18 protein-coding genes are annotated in these 22,472 nt (G+C 69.4%); 8 read left to right on the forward strand and 10 right to left on the reverse strand.

Features of this window, described 5'->3' with window-relative positions:
* Positions 1–6 precede the first annotated feature (6 nt).
* The 4 genes from BDK89_RS02625 to BDK89_RS02640 form a co-directional block, all read right to left on the reverse strand.
* The gene (locus BDK89_RS02625) at positions 7–1,146 is read right to left on the reverse strand and encodes a thiolase family protein (RefSeq protein WP_133867474.1); all 1,140 of its coding nucleotides are present in this window, start codon (positions 1,144–1,146) and stop codon (positions 7–9) included.
* Positions 1,143–1,517 carry an OB-fold domain-containing protein gene (locus BDK89_RS22520; protein ID WP_133867475.1) on the reverse strand — a complete coding sequence of 125 codons (375 nt, stop codon included), beginning with the start codon at positions 1,515–1,517 and terminating at the stop codon, positions 1,143–1,145. Before BDK89_RS22520 ends, BDK89_RS02625 begins: the two co-directional genes overlap by 4 nt.
* A 65-nt stretch (positions 1,518–1,582) precedes the next feature.
* Positions 1,583–2,386, reverse strand: a complete 804-nt coding sequence (locus tag BDK89_RS02635) for an SDR family NAD(P)-dependent oxidoreductase (protein WP_133867476.1) — start codon at positions 2,384–2,386, stop codon at positions 1,583–1,585.
* A gap of 60 nt (positions 2,387–2,446) precedes the next feature.
* Positions 2,447–3,646 carry a S1C family serine protease gene (locus tag BDK89_RS02640; protein WP_133867477.1) on the reverse strand — a complete coding sequence of 400 codons (1,200 nt, stop codon included), beginning with the start codon at positions 3,644–3,646 and terminating at the stop codon, positions 2,447–2,449.
* A 358-nt stretch (positions 3,647–4,004) separates the two neighbouring features.
* On the opposite strand from BDK89_RS02640, the gene BDK89_RS02645 reads away from it, so the two are divergent.
* From BDK89_RS02645 to BDK89_RS02665, 5 genes are all read left to right on the forward strand, one after another.
* On the forward strand, positions 4,005–4,835 hold the full coding sequence (locus BDK89_RS02645; RefSeq protein ID WP_133867478.1) for a DODA-type extradiol aromatic ring-opening family dioxygenase: 831 nt from the start codon (positions 4,005–4,007) through the stop codon (positions 4,833–4,835).
* A 439-nt stretch (positions 4,836–5,274) separates the two neighbouring features.
* Positions 5,275–6,495, forward strand: a complete 1,221-nt coding sequence (locus tag BDK89_RS02650; RefSeq protein ID WP_133867479.1) for an acetyl-CoA C-acetyltransferase — start codon at positions 5,275–5,277, stop codon at positions 6,493–6,495.
* A 220-nt stretch (positions 6,496–6,715) separates the two neighbouring features.
* Positions 6,716–7,540 carry a phytanoyl-CoA dioxygenase family protein gene (locus BDK89_RS02655; RefSeq protein WP_133867480.1) on the forward strand — a complete coding sequence of 275 codons (825 nt, stop codon included), beginning with the start codon at positions 6,716–6,718 and terminating at the stop codon, positions 7,538–7,540.
* Positions 7,541–7,729: 189 nt separating this feature from the next.
* Positions 7,730–9,016, forward strand: coding sequence for a cation:proton antiporter (locus BDK89_RS02660; RefSeq protein ID WP_133867481.1), 1,287 nt, complete (start codon positions 7,730–7,732; stop codon positions 9,014–9,016).
* A gap of 42 nt (positions 9,017–9,058) precedes the next feature.
* The gene (locus tag BDK89_RS02665) at positions 9,059–9,328 is read left to right on the forward strand and encodes a hypothetical protein (RefSeq protein WP_133867482.1); all 270 of its coding nucleotides are present in this window, start codon (positions 9,059–9,061) and stop codon (positions 9,326–9,328) included.
* On the opposite strand, the gene BDK89_RS02670 is transcribed toward BDK89_RS02665, so the two are convergent.
* From BDK89_RS02670 to BDK89_RS02680, 3 genes are all read right to left on the reverse strand, one after another.
* Complete coding sequence (locus BDK89_RS02670) at positions 9,319–10,227, reverse strand: LLM class flavin-dependent oxidoreductase (protein ID WP_133867483.1); 909 nt, start codon at positions 10,225–10,227, stop codon at positions 9,319–9,321. The two genes, BDK89_RS02665 and BDK89_RS02670, sit on opposite strands and share 10 nt — an antisense overlap.
* A 73-nt stretch (positions 10,228–10,300) precedes the next feature.
* Positions 10,301–11,368, reverse strand: a complete 1,068-nt coding sequence (locus tag BDK89_RS02675; protein ID WP_166657333.1) for a DUF2817 domain-containing protein — start codon at positions 11,366–11,368, stop codon at positions 10,301–10,303.
* A gap of 300 nt (positions 11,369–11,668) precedes the next feature.
* Entirely contained in the window at positions 11,669–12,517 is an 849-nt protein-coding gene (locus BDK89_RS02680; RefSeq protein WP_133867485.1) for a YceI family protein, read from the reverse strand.
* A gap of 156 nt (positions 12,518–12,673) precedes the next feature.
* Here BDK89_RS02680 and BDK89_RS02685 point away from each other — a divergent pair, with 156 nt between their 5' ends.
* The 3 genes from BDK89_RS02685 (at position 12,674) to BDK89_RS02695 (ending at position 17,700) form a co-directional block, all read left to right on the forward strand.
* Positions 12,674–13,468 carry an AIR synthase related protein gene (locus tag BDK89_RS02685; RefSeq protein WP_133867486.1) on the forward strand — a complete coding sequence of 265 codons (795 nt, stop codon included), beginning with the start codon at positions 12,674–12,676 and terminating at the stop codon, positions 13,466–13,468.
* 109 nt (positions 13,469–13,577) lie between these two features.
* Positions 13,578–15,221, forward strand: a complete 1,644-nt coding sequence (locus BDK89_RS02690) for a carboxylesterase/lipase family protein (RefSeq protein ID WP_133867487.1) — start codon at positions 13,578–13,580, stop codon at positions 15,219–15,221.
* A 208-nt stretch (positions 15,222–15,429) separates the two neighbouring features.
* On the forward strand, positions 15,430–17,700 hold the full coding sequence (locus tag BDK89_RS02695) for a xanthine dehydrogenase family protein molybdopterin-binding subunit (RefSeq protein WP_133867488.1): 2,271 nt from the start codon (positions 15,430–15,432) through the stop codon (positions 17,698–17,700).
* Positions 17,701–17,775: 75 nt separating this feature from the next.
* Here the strand turns inward: BDK89_RS02695 and BDK89_RS02700 are convergent, their stop codons facing one another.
* Genes BDK89_RS02700 through BDK89_RS02710 form a run of 3 tightly spaced genes read right to left on the reverse strand, consistent with a single transcriptional unit; the run spans position 17,776 to position 22,456 of the window.
* The gene (locus tag BDK89_RS02700; RefSeq protein WP_166657334.1) at positions 17,776–18,630 is read right to left on the reverse strand and encodes an alpha/beta fold hydrolase; all 855 of its coding nucleotides are present in this window, start codon (positions 18,628–18,630) and stop codon (positions 17,776–17,778) included.
* On the reverse strand, positions 18,627–20,138 hold the full coding sequence (locus BDK89_RS02705; protein ID WP_133867490.1) for an arylsulfatase: 1,512 nt from the start codon (positions 20,136–20,138) through the stop codon (positions 18,627–18,629). The genes BDK89_RS02700 and BDK89_RS02705 overlap by 4 nt, the downstream gene beginning before the upstream one ends.
* Entirely contained in the window at positions 20,135–22,456 is a 2,322-nt protein-coding gene (locus BDK89_RS02710; RefSeq protein WP_133867491.1) for an alpha-L-rhamnosidase-related protein, read from the reverse strand. The genes BDK89_RS02705 and BDK89_RS02710 overlap by 4 nt, the downstream gene beginning before the upstream one ends.
* Positions 22,457–22,472: the final 16 nt, after the last annotated feature.

A 22,472-nucleotide genomic window follows, 5' to 3' on the forward strand; every position in this document is an offset into this window, starting at 1 on the left:
AGTCGGTCAGGCCGACGGCCCCTCGAGGACGGCGACCGCACACGCGTTGCCGTCGATGCCGGCGACGCCGCCACCCATCGTCTCGACGACGGCGAGGCGGGCGCCGTCCACTTGGCGGTCACCCGCTCGACCGAGGAGCTGCCACGTCAGTTCGGCCACCTGGGCCAGACCGGTCGCGCCGAGTGGATGACCGCGCGACAGCAGCCCTCCCGACGGGTTGACCGGCTGCGGCCCACCCACCCGGGTGTGCCCGTCGTGCAGCAGACGCGCCCCCTCGCCGACCGGGGCGAGTCCGATTGCTTCGGTCGTGACGATCTCGCCGATGGTGAACGCGTCGTGGCACTCGAACACGTCGATGTCGGACGGTGCGACGCCGGCCAGCTCGTACGCCTCGGCAGCGGTGTCGCGGATGACGTCGAACCCCCAGACGTGCTGGCTGCGGTGGTCCCACAGCCGGCCGGATCGGAGCACCGACGACCGGATCGTCACCGAGCGGCGACCTGGCGTGGTCCGCCCGACGACGGCGGCTGCGGCTCCGTCGGCGATCGGGCAGCACTGGAGGAGGGTCAGTGGATCGGCGATCATGCGAGACGCCAGGATCTCCTCGACCGTGTGCGGCGTTCGATGCTGCGCCCGCTCGTTGAACCGCGCATGCGCATGGTTCTTCTCGGCGACCATCGCCAACTCGGCATCGGTGAGTCCGTACTCGTGCTGGTAGCGGGTGGCCGCCATCGCGTACAGGCTCGGGAGAGCGAGACCGGTGCGGCCCTCGATGTCGGTCGACTCGGGGTGGATCGCGCCGGCGAACTGATCGGTCATCTTCTCGACCCCGACGGCGAGCACGTGCTCCCACCGGCCGAGTCGCACCGCCTCTGCTGCCTCGTGGAGTGCGGTCGTGCCGCTGGCGCAGGCGTTCTCGACCGTGATGATCGGCACGCCGACGACGCCGAGCGCGTGGAGCGCCCGCTGTGCGACGCCTGGTGCGCCGAACACCGTGCCGAGATAGACGGCGTCGAGGTCGGCGGGGGCGATCTCGGCCGATCGCAGCGCCTCGTCGACCGCACGCCACACGAGTTCGGACGGGTGCAGGTCGGGCTGCTTGCCGAACAGCGACGTGCCGACGCCGAGGATCGCCGCTGTCGTCATGACGTCACGATCTCGACGAGCGGGTCGCCGGCGTCGGTCGTCCCCACGACTTCGACCGGTGTACCCGGCGCGACGCGGTCGACGGCGTCGGTGGGTTGGCGCACGTGGGCGAGCAGTCGGGGACCGTCGTCGAGGTCGACGTAGGCAACGGCGTAGGGCGGCGTGCGACCCGGCACCGGAACGCGAACCACGGTCGACGACCAGACGACGCCCCGAGGTCCGAACGTCGTCGGGGCGAGCGTGCCGCCGCAGGAGGGGCAACGGGGGCTGGCCCACCATGACGCATGGCCGCAGGCCGCGCATCGTGATCCACGCACGCTGCCCGGATGCTCCGGATCGGCGCTCGGACGAGGGTCCGGCACCGTGGTCACGGTTTCGCTCCCATGCCCGGGAGCGTAGTGACGACGCCTCGCGCCGCCGGGGCCGGACGGCGGCGTCAGCGCTGCAGCAGATCCTTCATCTGGCGCTGGATCAGCTTGGCAGCCTGCTTGGGCGCCAGCCGGACGAGCGCGCCCATCGCCTTGCTGTCCTTGCCGATGTAGACGTGCAACCGCTTCTTCTCGATGCCGGCGATGATCTGCTTCGCTGCCTCGTTCGGTGTCGTCATCGGGAACTTCGACTCGTTCGCGTCCGCGTCGGCCGGCATGTCGACGCCAGAGTTGGTGGTGATGTCGGTGCTGACGCCGCCGGGCATCACGACGCTCACCCCGATGTTCGTCTCACGGAGCTCGGTCCACAACGCCTCGGTCAGCAGCTTCACCGCGGCCTTGCTGGCGCCGTACACGGTCTGGCCGGGCACTGGGAGGAAGCCGCCCATGCTCGACACGTTGACGATGTGCGCTTCGGGGCGGTCGAGCAGGTGGGGGAGCACCGCGCGGATCGGGTGGATCGTGCCCCACAGGTTGACGTCGACGACCCGTCGCATCGTGTCCTCGTCGAGTTCGGCGAACGGGATGAACGGTTGGATGATGCCGGCGACATTGATCAACCCGTCGATCGGGCCGAGTTCGGCCACGACGCGATCGGGGAGCGCGAACACGGCGTTTCGGTCGGTGATGTCGAGCTCGAACGTGGCCAACTTCGCCGCTGCGCCAGCCAGTTCGGCCGTCTCGGCGAGCGAGTCGGCGCGCAGGTCGACCGCAGCGACACCGGCGCCCCGCCGCAGCAGCTCCACGACCACTTCACGGCCGATGCCGTTGCCGCCGCCGGTCACGATCCAGTTCTTGCCGTTCACATCCATACCTCCGACCGTACGGAAGGCCCCGGGCGGGATCCAGGGCCTTCCGCCACGATCAGCCCGTCAGGCGCTGCCGGCCAAGAGTTGGTCGACGATGCCGAGGGCGTGATCGATCGAGATCGCGAAGCCGATGTTGGATGCCTGGATCGTGCCGCCGCTCGACGCCACGGCGGTGTTGATCCCGATGACCTGACCGTCCGCGTTGACGAGTGGGCCACCCGAGTTGCCGGAGCTGATGGCGGCGTCGGTCTGGATCAGCTCCGTCAGCGTGCCGGAGTCGGTGGCGATCGAACGATCCATCGCCGACACGATGCCGCTCGTCACGGTCATGCTGCCCTCGAGGGCGAGCGCGTTGCCGACGGCGATCACCGAATCGCCGACGTCGACCGTGTCGGCCGACGCGGTCTCGGCGGCGACCAAGCCGGTGGTGTCGTCGACCCGCAGGACCGCGACATCGGACGCGGCATCGCTCGCGATCAACGTGGCGGCGCGAGGCGTCGTGTCGGCATCGAGCGTCACCTCGACGGTCGTCGCGCCGTCGACGACGTGGGCGTTGGTCAGGATCAGCCCGTTCACCGCGTCGATCACCACACCGGTGCCGGCGCCTTCGCCCTGCTGCACGACGTCGCCGCGTGGCGTGCGGAGCACCGTCTCGACGGTGGTGCTCACCGAGACGACCGATTGGTCGACGAGGTCGATCACCGCGGCGACGTCGAGATCGGCCGTCGTCGCCGACGTCGCCAACGCGGTGGCGGTCGTCGCAGCGGCCGACGTGTCGTCGTCGGCCGACGCGGCGAGGTAGCCGGCCGCCGCACCACCGAACACGGACGCCCCGACCGTGAGCGCCGCGAGCGCGATCACGCCCCATGGGCGGGTGCGGCGCCGTGGCCGCGGATCGCCTCCCTCGCGCCGGGTGGTGTGATGGAGCGGTGGCGGCGGGGGAGGAGCGAGCGGCTCACCGGCGACGGGTCGCGGCGCGGCGGGCCACCACACGTCGTCGCCGTCAGGTTCGAGGTCCGCCTCTGTGCCGGTCCCGGTAGCGGGTTCGAGCTCGCTCGGGTCAGGATCGGTTCGGCCGCGTGTGGTGCCGCCGAGACCGGTTGCGTCGGGCCGGGTGCCGCCGAGTCCGGTTGCTTCGGGTCGGGCGGGATCGAAGCGTTCGGCGGGTTCGGGCGCGGCGTCGGCGGTTCGGGCGGGGTCGAGCTGGGGGCGGTCGAAGCCCGTGTGGACGGTATCGGTGTGGGCGGTTCCGGGGGTTGCCATGACCACACCGTGCGCCGTGAACCCAAGAGCCCCGCAAGACCCACCACAGAGTTCGCTGTGAATCCACCCCCACCTCCCGGACGCCTGGTGGATTACATCGCCTGGGTGTCCACGGGTGGACGCCTGGTGGATTTAATCGCCTGGGTGTCCGGGGTGGGTTGTGGCGTCGGGTGGGGTGCGGACGCCTGGTGGATTAAATCGCCTGGGTGTCCACGGGTGGACGCCTGGTGGATTTAATCGCCTGGGCGTCCGGGTGGGTTGTGGTGTCGGGTGGTGTCGGGTGAGCGGGTGACGGACCGATCGGGACGATATAGTTCAGAATTGAACAGTTGCTCGAACCCGGTGGAACGGAGCCCCCATGACGAACCGACTTCCCGTCTACGCCATCTCCCACGGTGGCGGACCATGGCCCTGGATCAAAGACCTGATGCCCGTCGACTGGGCTCCGCTCGAGCAGTCGCTCCAGGCGATCCCGAGCGAGGCCGGTGTGGCCCCGAAGGCCGTCCTCGTCATCAGCGGGCATTGGGAGCAGCACGCGTTCACCGTGCAGACCAGCCCGAACCCGCCGATGCTGTACGACTACGGCGGCTTCCCCGACTTCACGTACCAGATCCAATACCCGGCACCCGGCGCACCGGCGATCGCCGAACGAACCCAGCAGCTCCTCGCCGACGCCGGACTCCCCGCCGCCGCCGACCCGAACCGCGGCTTCGACCACGGTGTGTTCGCACCGCTGTACGTGATGTACCCCGACGCCGAAGTGCCCGTGTTCCAGCTGTCGATGCTGCGCGGCTACGACCCGGCGGCACACCTCGCCGCCGGCCGCGCGCTCGCACCGCTGCGCGACGAAGGCGTTCTGATCGTCGGGAGCGGACTGCCGAGCTTCCACGACCTGTCGAAGTTCGGACCGGCGTCGAGCGGTCCGTCGATCGAGTTCGACGACTGGCTCACCGAGACGATGGTCGAGTTCACCGGCGCCGAGCGCAGCGAACGTCTGCTCGACTGGGCCAAGGCGCCGAGCGCCCGTGTCTGCCATCCGCGCGAAGACCACTTCATCCCGCTACTCGTCGCCGTCGGCGCCGCCGAGGACGAGCCGGGTGTGCGCCAGTATCACGAGGACGGGTTCATGGGTGGGCACACCGCCTCGTCGGGCTACCGCATCGGCGAACCCATCGCAGCGATGGCCTGAGGAGTCGAGCGGCTCGGCCCGGCACGACCAGGGCGGGCCGGTCAGCTCTCGAAGGGAAGGGCGGCCCCGACGGGCGCAACGATGACCGGCTCAACGTCTGCGTTTGGTTCGTCGCGCGACGCGTCGACCGGCCTGCCGATATATCTCCAGTCGACCCGTGATCAACGGCGTCGTCGTGCGTGTGCACAGGCATGCTTGCTCCCTTCTACCGCAGTTCGGATCGACGGTCTGCTTCCTCGGCACGTCGCTCGACGAGCCGGCGCCCCCGCTACGTCGTGACCACGGTGGTGGTCGGCGGGATCGTGGTCACCATGGCGGTCGTGGCAACCAACCGCGAGACGCCGCGCCACAACGCCTGACGTCGTGTGCTCCGACTCTCGGGTGACCACCGCGTCGCGAAAGACTGCGAAGCGTCAACCCGGATGAACAGGAGCAACACATGGCCGACGCGTACATCATCGATGCGGTTCGGACCCCGCGCGGGATCGGGAAACAGGGCAAAGGCGCTCTCGCCCACCTGCACCCGCAGCACCTGGCGCGCACCGTGCTCGAGGCCCTCGTCGACCGCAACGGGTTCGACACCGCCGACGTCGACGACGTGATCTGGGGAACCAGCGCACAGCAGGGTCCGCAGAGCGGCGACCTCGGGCGCATGGCGGCGCTCGATGCCGGCTACGACATCACCGCCAGTGGTGTCACCCTCGACCGCTTCTGTGGATCTGGTATCACCGCCAACAACCTCGCCGCGCACTCGATCATGGCCGGCATGGAAGACCTCGTCGTCGGCGGCGGTACCGAGATGATGTCGATCAAGCACCCGAACATGCTCCCGATGGGTGCCCTGAACGAGCACCTCCGTGATCTGCATCCGCAATCGAACCAGGGGGTGTGCGCCGACGCGATCGCCACGATCGAGGGCATCGATCGCGACGCACTCGACGCACTCGCCGTCGAGTCGCAGAACCGTGCGGCCCGTGCGATCGACGAGGGTCGATTCGACAAGAGCCTGATCCCGGTGCTGAACCCCGACGGCTCGGTGGCGCTCGACCGCGAAGAGTTCCCGCGGCCCAACACGACGATGGAGTCGCTCGCGCAGCTGCCGCCGAGCTTCGAGAAGCTCGCCGACATGGCGTACCCGGGTGAGCCGACGTTCCGCGAGCTGATCAACCAGCGCTATCCCGACCTCGACATCCAGCACGTCCACCACGCCGGCAACTCGTCCGGCGTGGTCGACGGCGCGGCGGCAATCTTGTGGGCGAGCGACGACTACGCGAAGCAGCACGGCCTGAAGCCGCGTGCGCGGGTCGTCGCCACGGCGAACATGGGCGACGACCCGACGCTGATGTTGAACGCCCCGGTGCCGGCAGCGAAGAAGGTGCTCGCTCGAGCCGGGATGACGCTCGACGACATCGACATCTTCGAAGTCAACGAAGCGTTCGCCGTCGTCGCGGAGAAGTTCATCCGCGACCTCGAACTCGATCGCGACAAGGTCAACGTGAACGGCGGCGCGATGGCGCTCGGCCATCCCATCGGGGCGACCGGAGCGATCCTGATCGGCACCGTGCTCGACGAGCTCGAGCGCACCGACCAGCAGGTCGGCCTGATCACCATGTGCGCCGGCGGCGGCATGGCCCCCGCCATCATCATCGAACGAGTCTGAGCGACCAACCAGCTTCGGGTCGGGTGTCGGAGGTGACGGCGAGAAACGAGCCGTTACCGGAGATCACCTGACCCGGGACGGGTGCGCGAACCCACTCGCTCGAGCCGCTTGGCCAACTCGAGGACACCGGAGTCAGGTGACTGCCGGTAACGCCTCGCCCAGAGGGCGAGTCGTCACCTCTGGCACCTGACCCGCGGTGCTCGTCGGGCAGACTCGGGGCATGGGGATTCAACGGTTCACGGTGGAGTCGTCGGCCGACGAGGTCGCGGCGGCGTTGGCTGCCGACGGAGTCGCGATCGTCGAGCGGGCGGTGCCCGAGTCGGTGATCGACGCCGTACTCACCGAGATGGAGCCGCACATCGAGGCGACGCCGACCGGTATCGACGACTTCATGGGACACAACACCCGTCGGACCGGCAGCCTCCTCACCCGGTCGACCGCGTCGCACGATCTCGTGATGCATCCCCTCGTCATCGGCGTCTGCGATCGCGTGCTCGGTGAACGAGCGAGCACCTATCAGCTCCATCTCACCCAGGTCATCGACGTCGGTCCGGGCTCTCCGAAGCAGATGTTGCATCGCGATCAATGGGCGTGGGACTTCTATCCGTTCCCGGTCGGCTTCGAGGTCGAGGTCTCCACCATCTGGGCCGGTGTCGACTTCAGCGTGGAGAACGGTGCGACACGGGTGATCCCCGGGAGTCACCGCTGGGACCCCGAGCGCAAGGGCGCCGACGACGAGACCGTCTCGGCCGAGATGCCGAAGGGGTCGGTCGTGCTGTACACGGGTTCGCTCATTCATGGTGCGGGCACGAACGACTCCGACGCTCGGCGGACCGGCATCAACATCGACTACTGCCTCGGATGGCTCCGCCAAGAGGAGAATCAGTACTTGTCGTGTCCGCCGGAACAGGCTCGCGATCTCCCTGTCGAGTTGGCGAAGCTCGCCGGCTACTCGCGAGCGGCGATCGCGCTCGGCTACTACGGCGACACCCTCGACCCGCTCGAGGCCGTCCACCCCGGCACCACCACTGGCCCCAGCTTCTGACCGACCCCGGGGTGGGTGCGCGAACCGGAGGGAACGAGTCGTCGGGCCGGACCACAGGGCCCCGGAGTCAGGCGACCGTTGGTAACGCCTCGCCCAGCGGGCGAGTCGTCACCTCTGGCACCTGACCCGCGGACCTGACCGACCGCGGTGGTGCTCGGCTACGTTTGCGGCGCCGATCAGGAGGACCGGATGGAAGCCGACATCGCCGTCATCGCAGGGATGATCATCGCGTTCGCCTTGGTGTCGCGGCGCGTCGCATCGATGGCGCTCACGATGCCGATGGTCTTCGTCGCGGCGGGCGCTCTCACCGACTGGTTCGGTGTCGTCGAACTCGCCGTCGAGACCGAGGGCGTCGCCGTCCTCGGCGAGATCACCCTGGCGATCATCCTGTTCGGCGATTCGGCTCGCATGGACGTCCGCTCGCTCGAACGCCAGGTCGGGCTGCCGGCGCGCCTCCTCCTCATCGGGCTCCCGCTCACGGTGTTGCTCGGTGCCGTTCTGTTCGCGCTCCTCATCCCCGGATTGTCCGGCTGGGAAGCGGCGCTCGTCGCAGCGATCCTGTCGCCGACCGATGCCGCGCTCGGCCAGGCCGTGGTCGAGGACCGGTCGGTGCCGAAATGGGTCCGTCAGGGTCTCAACGTCGAATCGGGTCTGAACGACGGTCTCGCCGTTCCGGCCGTGCTGCTGTTCATCGCTCTGGCCACGGGCGAGGAGACGAAGCCGGGCTTCTGGGGCCGATTCATCGTCGAACAGATCGGGCTCGGGGTCGTCATCGGCGTCGCCTGCGGACTGGTCGGCGGCGCACTGCTCGTGCGGGCCCACCGTCACGGCCTCGTCCAGGGCATCTACGCCCAGCTCGCCACCCTGTCGATCGCCGTGCTCGCCTTCGCCGGCTCGGAAGTCGCCGGCGCCAACGGGTTCATCGCTGCGTTCACCGCCGGACTCGCATTCGGGGCTGCCACTGGACGCGAGAAGGCCGAGGAGTACGACGAGTACACCGAGGACACCGGCCGCCTGCTCGCGATCGCGTCCTTCTTCGTGTTCGGCAATCTGTTCGTCGTCGAGGCCGTCGGCGACACGACGGTCGCCGTCGTGGCGAGCGCCGTGCTGGCCCTGACGGTGATGCGGATGGCCCCGGTGGCCGTCGCGATGACGGGTATGGGTGCGGCGCCACAGACCAAGTTGTTCATCGGTTGGTTCGGCCCGCGTGGCCTGGCGTCGATGCTGTTCGGTCTGCAGCTGCTGGAAGAAGGCGTCGCCGAAGGGCTGTCCGATGCCGACGAGCTGTTCGCGATCATCGCCTGGACCGTCGTGGCGAGCGTGGTGGCCCACGGAGCGACGGCGACCTGGGGCGCCCACCGGTACGGCGAGTGGTATGCAGCGATGCCCGACCACGAACGCGACGCGATGCCCGAGTCGGCCGAGGTGCGAGACCGGCGGGTGCGATGGTCGCTCCATCGGGCCCCGAAGGTCTGACTCACCGGTTTCGCTCGGCGCCTCTCGGGGGACAGGCGAACCATGGCTGCGACCTACTCCGTCGTCGTCGACCCCGAGGTCGGGCTCGACGAGATCGAGCTCGACGATCTGGGCGTCGAGCAACGCCTGTCGTCATCGCACGCACTGGTCGAGACCGAGTTCACCCAGTCGGAGCTCTATCACGACATCAAGTGGCGCCTGCCGGACGACACCGCTCTGTTCGTCGGTCGGCTGGCCGCGACCCCGAAGATGAAGGGCCAGCGCCCTGGGTCGGTGAGCTGGTCGCGCGCCGACCTCGACACTCAGGCGTAGGCGGCGACGAGTTCCTCGACCGCCTTGGCCTGGCCGCCGCTCGTCGAGGACGGCACGATGATCGGGTCGGTGACGCCGGCGTCGAACCAGGCGTCGATGCCGTCGCGGACCCGTCCGGCCGGACCGGACAGCGTGCAGTCGTCGAGCCAGGCGTCGGACATGGCGACCATCAGTGCGGCGTCGTCCTTGGCGTCGAGAGCTGCCTTCGCTGCGTGCATCTCGTCGGCGTAGCCGGCATCGATCCAGTAGTTGCGGTAGTTCGGCAGCGCCACGTAGCCCTTCAGCGTCGCCCGGTTGCGGGCCCGGGCCGCTTCGAGATCGTCGTCGATGACGGTGGGGATCATGTTCCCGATGCGGAATCCGTCGCCGAGTCGGGCGTCGGGCACCAGCCCCAGCGAGTGCGCCATCCGACTGCGTGACGCGTTCGCCCACACAGCGCCGTCGCCGACCTCGACGGAGAGGTCGACCATCTTGTCGCGCAGGGTCGCCAGGTCGATCGGGGGCAGGTCGCCCATCCGCTCGGCGGCGGCCCGCATCGTCGTCACGTACTCGCGCATGTCGGAGAGCGGCTTGCCCGTGTCGACGCCGAGCCGCTTGACGACCGGGCCGTGGGTGACGCCGACGCCGAGTCGGAACCGGCCGCCCGAGACCTCGTGGAGGTAGGTCGCCGACGTCGCCAGTGCGATGGGGTGCTGGAGGTAGATCGGTTGGATCGACGTGCCGACGTGCAGCGTCTCGGTCGTGTGGGCGATCGACAGGCAGAGGCCGATGGCATCACCGAACGACGGGCAGTAGATGCCGGTGAACCCCGCCGCCTCGATCTCGGTGGCCATGGCGATCGTGCGGGTTCGCTTGCCCGGTGTGGCGGCGAGCGAGACGGAAGGCATGCGGTCGGTCATGCCGCCGACCGTACCCGTGCGCCGTCGGCGGGCCCGATCCCGGGCGGCAGCTCCATCGCGCAGCAGGCGGGGATCAGCCGAGTTGTTCCAAGGCGGCGGTGACGACCGAGTGGTACCGCGGCAGGCAGGTCTCGAGCCAGGACGGGTCGTCGTCGAGGAACGCGGCCCGGACCTGGTCGCGCACTTCGACCGCGTCGTCGGCGGTCGGGTCGCGGTGCCCGTGGAGCACGGCATCGGCGCGCAGGCTCTGCAGCACGGTGATCGGATCGACGGTGCCGTACTCGATCGCGATCCCGGTGATCTCGGTGTCGCCGGCGAACTCGGGGGCCGCTCCGAGCCAGTCACCGCTGAGATCGGCCGAGACGCTGGCGTCGTCGGCCATCGAGATCACGTCACCCCACCACGCTTGTTGCCGGTCGAACCCGTCGCTGTCCGGGCGTTCGCTCGAGATCAGTTCGCCGTGGCCCCACGGCCCGAGGCCGGTGTGCAGGTCGATGATCGCCGCTCGGGAGCCGCCGTCGAGTCGATCGTGCATGAACGATCGCAGCCAGTCGTTCGACCAGGTGGGTCCGGTGCCACCGTAGAACACGCCGGTCGGGTGCTCGTACTGGCCGCCGGACACGATCTGTTGGAGTCGCTCGATACCGAGTGACTCGACCTTGCCCATCAGCTCGAGCAAGGTGCGTTCCTGCGTCTCCGCCGACCAGTCACCGGGCACGAGGGCGTCGGCCAGATCGGCGTAGTCGTCGTTCGTCGGCGTCGGCTGCGACCAGTCGACGAAGTTGCGGTTGAGATCGACGTTGTCCTCGTTGACCCGGCGGACCCAGGAGAAGCCGTACGGGTTGAGCGCATGCACGAAGACGATCGCAGCACCGCCGTCGCGATCGGTGTCGTACGTCTCCAGGTGGTGGCGCTGCAGGGCCGAACCGAGGTAGCCCTCCACGCCGTGCGTGCCGGACACGACGATCACCACGTGCTCGGCGTCGGCGGGTCCGACTTCGGCCACATCGACGAAGAGTTCCTCGTCCTCGAGCCCGGTCAGCGGATGCGGGAACGATCGGATGCGAGCCTGTGCCGTGGCCGCGGCATCGAGGAAGGCGGCGCGAGCGTCGGCGTACGAACGGGACAGCGGTGCGATCACCCGAGCGAACCTACTCCCCGCCGCCGCGCCGGATCTCGGTGAACCTGGGTGCGGTTTCCGCAAGCGGAGCCGCCGAGATCAACTCGTCACCGGTCGGGGAGTTCTCGGTGAACCTGGGTGCGGTTTCCGCAAGCGAGGCCGCCGAGATCAACTCGTCACCGGTCGGGGAGTTCTCGGCGAATGCGGGTGAGGTTTCCGCAACCGGAGCCGCCGAGATCGGGCCGGGCGCGGCGGTGCCCCGGCCGGGCCGTCACGATGGACGGTCGGCCGGGGCACCCGGGGGGAGGAGAGTGGGTGGCGTCAGCGGGTGAAGAACAGCTGGAGCTCGATCGGTCCGTTGTCCTCGGCCGAGACGACGATCGGTGCGCTCGGCACCTCGACGTCGTAGTCGGCGAAGACGACGTCGAGCGAGCCCACGACCACGATCGTGTTCTCGACGAGCTGCGCCGTGAGCGGGAACGTCACCGACTGCGTCACGCCGTTGATCGTGAGATCGCCGGCCGCGTCGAGCGTGACAGGTTCGCCGTCGAAGGCGGCGTCGTCGAGCGTGATCGGTGAGGTCAACACGAACGTGGCAGTGGGGTTCTCCGACGTGTTGAGGGCGCTCTGCACCCGATTGTCGCGACGGCTGTCGTCGGTGGTGATCGATGTCATGTCGGCCTCGACCGACACCTCGGTGATCGTCGAGCCGTCGATGACCAGCGTGCCGCTCACCTCGGGCGTGCGTCCGACCGCCGTCGTCGAACCGATGCTCGACAGTTCTTCCTGGACCCGGAACCCGACGAAGGTGCCGGTCGAGTCGGCGAAGCTGAACTCACCGATCGAGGTGTCGACGCTCCACGTGCCGCTCAGGTCGCCATCGGCCGCAGGGGCGTCGGTCGAGTCGGCGCCGGTCGTGGCGGTCGTGCCGTCGGTCGACGGTGCGTCGGTCGCCGCCGTGGTGTCGTCGGTGGTGCTGTCGCTCGTGGTGTCGTCGGTGGTCTCGGCGCCGGCGGCCACCTGGGCGGCGGCGCTGTCGATCGCCACCTCGTCGGGGGCGTCGTCTTGCAGGAACCACACGGCGAAGGCGATGAAGGCGACCACGCCGAGTGCGACGAGTCCACCGCCGATCAGCAGCAGGCGTTTGCGGTTGTTGGAGGCTTCGGTCATCGGGTGTCTCCCTCGGGTCGTGCCCGTCGTTCGGGGCGAAGTGGGTGGTGGATGGGACGAACAGCAGATTCGCACGCCTTCCACCGATTCTTCCGTGTGCCCGCTGTGAGTTTCCTGTGAGTCGATGCAACCGGTTCGGCGGCCACACTGTTCCCGATGTCCCGACTCGCTCACCGTCTCGCCACCGCCGATCCGTGGTCGGTCGTCACCGAACGCGATGTCTCGTACCTGTCGCTCGGCGGGGAGCGGGTGCTCGTCGTCGCCTGCGACTCCCAGGGCGGGCTGGGGCCGAAGCCGCACGACACCATTGCGGTCGACCCGGGTGTGTTGGGGCAGTTCGCGCTGCGAGTCCCGCTGCTCGAGGTCGTCGCGACCGGAGCGACGCCTCGTCTCGTCGTCGACGCACTCGCCGTCGAACGCAATCCGACCGGCGATCTGATCCTCGAAGGTGTCCGTGCCGAAGCGGTTGCCGGCGGGCTCGATCCGGCCAGCATCACCGGCAGCACCGAGGAGAACGTGCCGACCGTCTCCACCGGCGTCGGCGTGACGGTTATCGGCGACGTCGCGCTGAGTGCACTCCGGGTCGGGGTGGCGCGGCCGCCGTTCGAGGTGGTGTTGTTCGGTCGGCCGATGAGTGCACCGGCCGACATCTTCGGACCCGACCACCCGGACATCCTCACCGTGCCGACGTTGGCCGCCGTATTGGCGTTCGACGGCGTCGTCGAAGCGCTGCCGATCGGGTCGAGCGGCGTGGCCAGCGAGTTCGCGGCGATGGCCCGCACCGCCGCCGGCACCCCCGAGATGAACGACCACTGGCCGTGCGACCGGGACCAGAGTGGCGGCCCGTCGACCGCTGCACTGCTCGCCGTGACGCCGCATCGTCTCGCCGAGGTCCTGCACCGCCTGACCGACACGGGTCGGCCTGCCTGGCACCTCGGTCGCGTCGTCTGACGTCCTGCTCGCATCGATCGATCTGACGATCGCCGATCCGGCCGACGTGCCGTTCGGCGCCTACGCTCCGGCCAGCGCGGTCGAGTGGGTCGCCGCAGGAAAGGACGACATGGCAGGACCGAAGCGCACCGCCCCCGAGGTCGAGATCGCCCAAGGCCGCTTGAGCGGCCGGTGGAAGGCCAAGGGCACGGTCGCCGTGTTCAAGGGCATCCCCTTCGCCGAGCCACCCGTCGGCGCCCGACGCTGGAAGGCCCCCGGTCCTGCACCCACCTGGAGCGGCACCCGCCAGGCGACCAAGCACGGTCCGATGGCGATCCAGCGGGCCGCGGGCTTCGAAGAGTTCATGGGCAACCTGCTCAACGGGCAGGGGTGGCACCCCACTCGCGTCCGCGGACTCGAGGCGCTCGTCAAGCGCATGCCCACCCCGGAGCAGAGCGAAGACTGCCTGTACCTGTCGGTGCGCACTCCGTCGCTCGAGCCGTCGGCGGCGCTGCCGGTGATGGTGTGGATCCACGGCGGCGACCATCAGGACGGCAGCGGCTCCGACGCGTTCTACGAGTCCAACGCGCTCGCCTCGCACGGCGTCGTGACGGTCTCGATCAACTACCGGCTCGGGCTGTTCGGCTACTTCGCACACCCCGACCTGCGAGCCGAGTCCGACCAGGACGTGTCCGGTAACTACGGCACACTCGACCAGATCGCCGCGCTCGAGTGGGTGCGCGACAACATCGCCGCATTCGGCGGCGACCCCGACAACGTCACCATCTTCGGCGAGTCGGCCGGAGGCGAGTCGGTACTCCATCTCATGACGTCACCGCTCGCCCGCGGCCTGTTCCACCGAGCGATCGCCCAGAGCCCCGGCAGCGGTGGCCAGATGGTGCCGCTCGACCGGCCGTTCCTCGCCCACCCGGGCGCCGAAGCGCGCAGCCGGGCCTTCGCCGACGCCGCCGGAGCGACGGGCGACGACCCGGTCGCCCAGCTCCGCTCGATGAGCGCCGACCGGCTCCACGAGATCGTCCTCGCCGACGACGAGACCGGCGACCACTATCCGACCATCGACGGGTACGTCCTCCCCGAGTCGCCGTACGCGGCGTTCGCCGCCGGCCGCCAGGCGCCGGTGCCGCTCGTGATCGGTTCGAACGCCGACGAGGGAACCCTCTTGATCTCGATGATGCAGTCGCCGATGGTCGAGTACCGGTACCTGCCGGTACCGGACGACGGGCTGCAACCCGAGGTGCGAGAGGCCCTCGGCGACGACATCGATCGGCTCATCGAGATCTACCCGGGGCTCGACCGCGGCGACGTCGGAGCGGCGACCGATTTCCTCGGCGACCGGCTGTTCGGAGCCGCCGTCTACCACTACGCCCGCCACCACGCGACCGCCGGCAACCCGACGCACGTGTACTTCTTCACTCGCGTGCCCAAGCAGGTCGGCCAGACGCTCGGCGCCTACCATGCTGCCGAGATCCCGTTCGTGCACGGGAGCAACGTGCCGATCCTGCCGATGTCGTCGAAGGACAAGGCGTTGTCACGGGAAATCATGCGGTACTGGACCGATCACGCTCGGCGGGCCGACGTCAACGCCGGGGCACCGGGGGTCAACCACCCGGAATGGCCGGCGTTCGATCCTGCCGACCCGCAGTGGATCCGCTTCGACCACACGGTCACCGTCGAACCGGTGCAACGTCGAGAGCAGTACGAGATCTTCGGCGCCCTGATCGACCGCCGCATCGCCGACCTCACCGCCGACTGACCGTCCGACCCATTCGGGTCGGGTGTCGGACGGAACGGCGAGGCGCAGCCGAGGCGTTTCGGGAGATCACCCGACCCGGCCGCGAACCCGCGTCCTCGGCGTCGAGTGATCTTTCGGAAACGTCGACTCCGTCGCCGTTCCCTGCGACACTCGACCCGAAGCTGCGACACCCGACCCGGGTTGGTCGGAGGGTTACGGTGGCGTCACCATGAGCATGCTCGGCACCAGCGTCGTCCGCAAAGAAGATCCCCAACTGTTGACCGAGGGCGGGAGCTACGTCGACGACCTCCCGATGGAGGGCGCCCTCCACGTGGCGTTCGTGCGGTCGCAGCTCGCCCACGGGGTGATCGAGTCGATCGACATCGACGAAGCCGTCGGCATGCCCGGCGTCGTCGCCGTCCTCACCGCGGCCGACCTCGAGCTGACCCCGCAGCCGCCCGGCATGCCGATGTTCAACGCCGAGATGAAACGCACACACCTGGCGTCCGATCGCGTCCGCTTCGTCGGTGAACCCGTCGCGGTGGTGCTCGCCGAGTCACATACCCAGGCCGTCGACGCGGCCGAGATGGTCTGGGTCGACGTCGACCCGCTGCCCGCCGTCGTCTCGGTCCACGACTCGCTCACCGACGAGACGCTGCTGTTCCCCGATGCCGGGACCAACACCGTGTTCGGCATGCCGCCGTCCGGCGATGACGTGTTCGCCGACTGCGAGGTCACGGTCGAGCTGTCGTTCCGTAACCACCGGCTCGCCCCGTGCCCGCTCGAGACCCGGGCGACGATCGCTCGGTGGGAGACGATCGACGGGCAGGAGCACCTGACCCAGTGGTCCGAGAACCAGGGAGCCCACGGCACCCGCGACGGCCTCGCCGCCGCACTCGGTGTCGACACGGCACAGGTACGTGTGATCACCCCCGACGTCGGCGGTGGCTTCGGCGCCAAGAACGGCATCTATCCCGAAGACATCGTGGTGGCCATGGCGGCCCGCCGTCTCGGTCGACCGGTGCGCTGGGTCGAGACCCGAACCGAGTCGATGCTCGGACTCGTGCACGGACGCGGCCAGGAGATCACCGCCACGATCGGCGGCACCCGCGATGGCCGGGTGCTCGGCTTCCGCTCGCACGTGATCCAGGACGGCGGTGCGTATCCGATGGTCGGCAGCGTGCTGCCGATCTTCGCGAAGAACCTGGCCACCGGTCCGTACGACATCGGCAAGGTCGACGTCTCGACCGCCTCGGTGGTCACGAACACGGTGCCGGTCGGCGCCTACCGCGGCGCCGGTCGCCCCGAGGCCGCACAGATCGTCGACCGGATGGTCGACGCGTTCGCCCGCGAGATCGGCAAGGACCCGGCCGAGGTCCGCCGCATGAACTACGTCCAGCCCGATCAGTTCCCGTACACGAACGCGTCGGGCACCACCCTCGACTCCGGCAACTACGAAGGCGCCCTCGACGAAGTGCTCGCCCAGGTCGACTACGACGACCTGCGCGCCGAGCAGGCCCGCCGGCGCGACGACCCGAACGCCAAGCTGCTCGGGCTCGGTTTCTCGTCGTACATCGAGATCACGAACCCGGTGACGACCCCCGACTTCGGGTCGATCGAGGTGCGCCCCGACGGTTCCGCGCTCCTCCTCACGGGCGTGTCGCCGCACGGTCAGGGGCACTACACGGTGTTCGCCCAGATCGCCGCCGATCTGACCGGCATCCCGTTCGAGCAGATCGAGGTGCGCCACGGCGACACCGACCTCGTCGCCCGCGGCAACGGCACCGGTGGCTCCCGTTCGCTCCAGATCGGCGGATCGGCGATCAAGCTCGCCACCGAGTCGCTGATCGACCGGGCGCGTGAACTCGCCGCCGACCTGCTCGAGGCCGCGGTCGACGACGTCGTGCTCGATCCTGCGACCGGCAACTTCTCGGTCGCCGGCACCCCGGCGGTCGCCCGCTCGTGGGCCGACGTCGCCGAGGCTGCGGTGTCGGGCGGGGGCGAGGCGTTCCTCGCCGAGGCCGATTTCCAGCCGGAGGGTTCGGCGTTCCCGTTCGGTTCGCACCTCGCGATCGTCGAGGTCGACCGCGACACCGGCGAGGTCGACCTGGTGCGTCTCGTCACGTGCGACGACTGCGGTGTGATGGTCAATCCGATGCTCGTCGCCGGTCAGGTGCACGGCGGTGTGGCGTCGGGTGCCGCGCAGGCGTTGATGGAGGAGTTCGTCTACGACGAGGACGGCAACCCGAAGACCGCCACCTTCATGGACTACGCCCTCGTGTCCGCGGCGGAGTTGCCGAGCTTCGAGCGGCGCCCGCACGAGACCCCGTCGCCGCTCAACCCGCTCGGCGCGAAGGGGATCGGTGAGTCGGGCACGATCGGCGCCACCCCGGCGGTCCAGAACGCGGTGATCGACGCCGTTGCCCACCTCGGCATCCGCCACGTCGACATCCCCGCCACGGCCGAGCGAGTCTGGCGAGCCATCACCGCCGCACGCTGACGACACCGGCGACCACGCGCGCCGTCGTCCCCGGAGTCGGGTGATCTCCGGAAACGTCGACTCCGTCGCCGTTCCCTACGACACCCGACCCGGTTCTCGCGAGAGGTGGGTGAGGAGGGCTTCGTCGAAGCGGGTGGGTTGTTCGATGTTGGGGGAGTGGCCCGCGCCTTCGATCTCGACGAACGTCGCGTGGGGGATGGCGTCGCGGAGCGCCTCGGCGCCCTCGCGCAACCGAGCGATCTCGAACTCGCCCACCATGATCGTGGTCGGCAGCTCGACCGTCCGCACCGCCGGCCGGAGATCGTCGTGTTCGTTCAGGTGCGCACCGAACGCCACGAACGCGGCCGGGTCCATCGACGAGACCGATCGTTCGAGCCCCGCCAACCCTTCCTTGCGGTCTACCGTCGTCCGGTCGGGCGCGGAACCCGTCTTCACGTGGCGAAGGACGGGCGACGTCCACCGGATCAGGCGGGCGACGCCGAGCCGATAGCCGAGGAAGCGACGGACGCGGTCGGCGCGAATCGAATCGCCTCGACCGGGCAGTGGGGAACAGTCGACGAAGACCACCGATCGCAGACGTTCCGGGTCGCGGGTGGCGATCAGCTCCGCCACCAGCCCGCCCATCGAGTGCCCGACGAGGTGGACGGTCTCGTCGATCAACCCGTCGATCACCGCCAAGGCGTCTCGGTACAGGTGCTCGAACGTGTAGCTCGCCTCGTCGCCCGTGTTGGTGGAGCGGCCGTGGCCGCGATGGTCGGGCCGGACGACACGGAAGCCTGCATCGACCAGCGCCTCCACGTTGGCGTTCCACTGTTCGCCGCTGCCGAGGAACCCGTGGAGGAGCACGACGGGCTCACCGTCGGACGGGCCGTCGATGGCGACGTGGATCTCGACGCCCGGTTCGACCGTGACCCCGAATCGCTCCGTCACGACGAGGCCTTCGCTGCGATCCAGGCGAGCATGTCGCGCTGACCTTTCGCCTGGGCCTCGGTCATGATCCCGGCCTCCTCGAGTGTTGCTCGCCCTTGCCGGCCGACGACGAGTTCGCCAACGGCGACGTAGCCCTCTTCTCGACCGTCGAGCGCCGTCACGAGCTCGCCCCGGAGGCGCTCGAGTACCGGGCCACCGTCGGGAGCGAGATCGTTGCACTCGGTCGGATCGGTCGCGAGGTCGAACAGCTGCTCTCGGCCCGAGCGGGGGAACCACACGTACTTGTAGCGACCGTCGGTCACCCACTGGTTGTCGTCGTCCACCTCCGAGCTGAACGCCCAGTTGAAGTGCTCGCCGTGGAGGACGTCGCGCACCGACGAGGCGTCGCCCGCGGTGAGCGGCAGCATGCTGTGACCGTCGGCGGCGTCGGGTGGCTCGACGCCCGCCACGTCGCACAGGGTCGGGAGCACGTCCATCAGTTCGACGACGGCAGACGATCGGCGCACCTCGTGCGGGCGGCCGGGAAGTCGCATCATCATGGGCACCCGAGCCGACGCCTCGTACGGGAGATTCTTGGCGACGCGCCAGTGGTCGTAGAGCATCTCGCCGTGATCGCCGACGAGCACGAATGCCGTCGTCTGCAAGAGGTTGTGCTCGGTGAGCGCCTGGACAAGCCGGTTGAGTTCGTGGTCGATGGCGGTCAACTGGGCGTAGTAGCCGCGCCGAGCCCGGTCGATCGCGGTCGGGCTCGTCGGGACCGGGCTGTCGAGGAAGTAGCCCGGCCGTGGCGGGGCATCCCGGTCGTTCCAGTCGGCTTGGACGAGCGGCGGCACCGTGACGTCGCGGTAGCGGTCGAGTGCCCACTGGGGTGGATCGATCGGTGGGTGGGGCCGGTGGAAGGACACCTTCAGGAAGAACGGCATCGTCGGGTCGCGTCGACGGAGGAAGTCGACGGACCGGCTGACCGCCCACGCGTTCGGATGGAGTCGGTCGTCCATCGGCCATGGGCGGACGTCGTATCCGTTGCACCCGAGTGCGGCGTCGACGATGTCGGCCTCGGCGTGCGACCGGAGGCGGAGCCAGGTGCGGTAGTCGTCGACCTGGTCGAAGTTGTCGAGCTTGCGTCGCTCGTCGATGGTGTAGCCGTCGTGGAGGTCGACGTCGTGGAAACCCATCCGGCGGCGCGCCGGCCAGACGTGCATCTTGCCGACGGCGTGGCAGAGGTAGCCGGCGTCGGCGAGCACCGAGGCGAGCGTGAACGGATAGTCCCACGACACCTCGGGGTGGTAGCCGACGCGCCCGTGCCGTCGATGGTTCAGCCCGGTGAGGAGCGAGGCGCGAGCGGCGATGCAACTCGGCACGGCGGCGTACGCACGGTCGAACACGGTGCCTTGTTCGAACAGCATGTCGATGTTGGGCGTTTCGACGACCGGGTGGCCCTCGATGCCGAACGAGTCGGCTCGCCACTGGTCGACCATCAGCATGACGATGTTGGTGTCGCGGCTCATTGAGACTCCTCGATGGTGTGACGACCGGCGCAGTACTCGGTTCCCCGGTGGACGAAGGGAACGGGCGAGTCGACGACGGTGCGGCCGCGTTCGGCCCACACCTCGATCGGGCCGTGCGGTGTCGGCACCGATGCATCGACCCAGTCGAGGTCGCCGAGCGCCGGCGCGATCGACGCCATGGCGAACCCGGGTCGTGCAGGCGTCACCCCGGCCACGTGTTGGACGAGATCGCGGGTCGGCGTGCTCGACCACCCGTGGCTGATCGTGCCGCCGAACCACGTTTCGGTCCACGACGTCGGGCATCGTTCGAGCGCGACCTCCCATCGCCTGCAGCGCTCGACGATCAGGTCGGCCCGTCCGGCGGCCGCCAAGGCGTCGTGGACGACGTACGAGAAGAAGGGCTGGGCGACGACGAGTCCGTCCACGTCCCACCACGGCTCGGGGTGTCCCTGACGCAGGTAGGCACCGCCGACGTCGAGGCCGCTGTTCGGTGACGCCTCGCGGCCGGGAGCCGACCAGGTCGCCCAGACCCGGCCCTCCGACGCTTGCAACACGTCGACGAGGCGCCCGACTCGCTCGGCGGGCACGACGCCGCCGACGAGCGCTGCGGCCTGGCCGTGTTCGGAGGCGGTGCGCCGTTCACCCGAGTCGGTGGCCGAGCGCCCGACGATCGAGTCGACGTAGCGTCCGCGCCCGGCGTCCCAGAAGGCCTCGAATCCGGCACGCAGACGATCGTGGCGCGCTCGGGCCCAGCTCGCCCGACCGGTATCGCCGAGCCAGTCGGCCATCTCGGCGAACTCGCGCACTGCCCGCGCCAGCAATCCGTTGAGCGCCGATGAAGCGCCACGCGTGTCGATCGCCGACCAGTCGATGATCACCCAGCCGTAGACATCGCGGACGAGGCCGGTGTCGTCGGTGAACGGTTCGAACCACCGCACGACACCCTCCACCACGGGGAGCAGTTCGGCGATCTCGTCCCGATCGCCGACGTACCGGTACAGGTTCCACACGGCGTGAACCCAGTGCAGCGCCCAGTCGGGGATGATCGTGAAGTCGACCGCTTCGGCGTCGCCGGCGACCGCCATCGGCAACATGCCATCGGGGCGACGGGAGTCGGCGATCAGGCGCACATTGTGGCGTGCCAACAGCCAGTCGTCGCTGGTCGTCAGATCGACCAGTTGGTGGACCACGAAGTCGCCGGTCCACGCTCGCTGCTCGCGAGTGGGGCAGTCGGTGTACGCGTCGGTGGAGTTGAGCGACACCGATCGTCGGCCCACGGCGTGGATCGTCTCGAGCGCTGCATCGCTGCACGCGAATCGGTGGGCGCCGGCGGGATACAAGCGTTCGACGATCGACACTGCGTGCACGGTCACACCGTCGTCGGCGGCGACCAGCGCACCCTGACCGCCGTACCGGTCGAGTGACTCGACGACGCGACGTGTGCCGTCACACACGATGCGGACTGCGGCGTCGTGCTCGGTCGGCGTGGGCCAGCCGTCGATCGACTCCTCCGCCACGCGGATCGTCACCTCGCCACCCGCCGGGCCGTCGACCTCGACGAGCAGCGTGCCGGCGACGATCCGGTCCGTGCTCCACGCAGTGTCGTCGACGGCCGCCAGTTCGACCGGTCGGGTCGTGAGATCGCTGATCGGCCTCGCGCCGAACGGGCCGATCGGATACGACGGAGGCGTGCTCCGCCCGGGCTCGCCGACGGCGTGTGCACGACGTACCACCGCCGCACCGGTCACGCCATCGGTCGCCCACTCGCTCCCGAGCGACCGTGCATCGATCGTCTCGATGCCGCGACCGGACACACCGGCTGCGGGTGTCGACCCCCACCCGTCGAGCACCGATCCCGACCAGGCCTCGTCCGTCACGAACCATCGGTCGCCGAGGTCGGCCTCGAGCACGAACGCGCCGTTCGCGAGATCCGTCGCGAACGGGGGCATCGGCAGGTACCACGGCGTCGCCCCGGCATACGTCAGAGCGAGGACGGCGATCCGGTTCGTGCCGGGAGTCAGGTGCGGCGCGAGGTCGGTGACCTCGTACGGCTGACGTCGGGGGTTCGACCGGATCGGCCCTCGGCCCACCTCGACGCCGTTCACGTAGACGACCGCCCGCGACACGGCGCACCAGCGCGCGGGGACCGTGTCGGGAACCTCGTCGAGCACGAGCTCGGCCGTCAGGGCGACCACGTGCCGCTGTGCTGCGGGCGCGCCGTCGGCCCAGATCCACGATGCGCGCCACGGTCCGCCCGGGAAGTCGGGTGTGGTCCGCTCGAGCGACACGCTGCCGCTCGCTGTTCGTCCGTTCGTCATGGTCCCCCTCGAACCG

Source organism: Ilumatobacter fluminis (assembly GCF_004364865.1).
Classification (GTDB): Bacteria; Actinomycetota; Acidimicrobiia; order Acidimicrobiales; family Ilumatobacteraceae; genus Ilumatobacter; species Ilumatobacter fluminis.

Excerpts from the sequence above, each read along its gene's own strand:
- BDK89_RS02625 (WP_133867474.1), bottom strand. The coding sequence starts at position 1,146 with ATGACGACAGCGGCGATCCTCGGCGTCGGCACGTCGCTGTTCGGCAAG.
- BDK89_RS02635 (WP_133867476.1), bottom strand. The coding sequence starts at position 2,386 with ATGGATGTGAACGGCAAGAACTGGATCGTGACCGGCGGCGGCAACGGC.
- BDK89_RS02640 (WP_133867477.1), bottom strand. The coding sequence starts at position 3,646 with ATGGCAACCCCCGGAACCGCCCACACCGATACCGTCCACACGGGCTTC.
- BDK89_RS02645 (WP_133867478.1), top strand. The coding sequence starts at position 4,005 with ATGACGAACCGACTTCCCGTCTACGCCATCTCCCACGGTGGCGGACCA.
- BDK89_RS02650 (WP_133867479.1), top strand. The coding sequence starts at position 5,275 with ATGGCCGACGCGTACATCATCGATGCGGTTCGGACCCCGCGCGGGATC.
- BDK89_RS02655 (WP_133867480.1), top strand. The coding sequence starts at position 6,716 with ATGGGGATTCAACGGTTCACGGTGGAGTCGTCGGCCGACGAGGTCGCG.
- BDK89_RS02660 (WP_133867481.1), top strand. The coding sequence starts at position 7,730 with ATGGAAGCCGACATCGCCGTCATCGCAGGGATGATCATCGCGTTCGCC.
- BDK89_RS02665 (WP_133867482.1), top strand. The coding sequence starts at position 9,059 with ATGGCTGCGACCTACTCCGTCGTCGTCGACCCCGAGGTCGGGCTCGAC.
- BDK89_RS02670 (WP_133867483.1), bottom strand. The coding sequence starts at position 10,227 with ATGACCGACCGCATGCCTTCCGTCTCGCTCGCCGCCACACCGGGCAAG.
- BDK89_RS02680 (WP_133867485.1), bottom strand. The coding sequence starts at position 12,517 with ATGACCGAAGCCTCCAACAACCGCAAACGCCTGCTGCTGATCGGCGGT.
- BDK89_RS02685 (WP_133867486.1), top strand. The coding sequence starts at position 12,674 with ATGTCCCGACTCGCTCACCGTCTCGCCACCGCCGATCCGTGGTCGGTC.
- BDK89_RS02690 (WP_133867487.1), top strand. The coding sequence starts at position 13,578 with ATGGCAGGACCGAAGCGCACCGCCCCCGAGGTCGAGATCGCCCAAGGC.
- BDK89_RS02695 (WP_133867488.1), top strand. The coding sequence starts at position 15,430 with ATGAGCATGCTCGGCACCAGCGTCGTCCGCAAAGAAGATCCCCAACTG.
- BDK89_RS02705 (WP_133867490.1), bottom strand. The coding sequence starts at position 20,138 with ATGAGCCGCGACACCAACATCGTCATGCTGATGGTCGACCAGTGGCGA.
- BDK89_RS02710 (WP_133867491.1), bottom strand. The coding sequence starts at position 22,456 with ATGACGAACGGACGAACAGCGAGCGGCAGCGTGTCGCTCGAGCGGACC.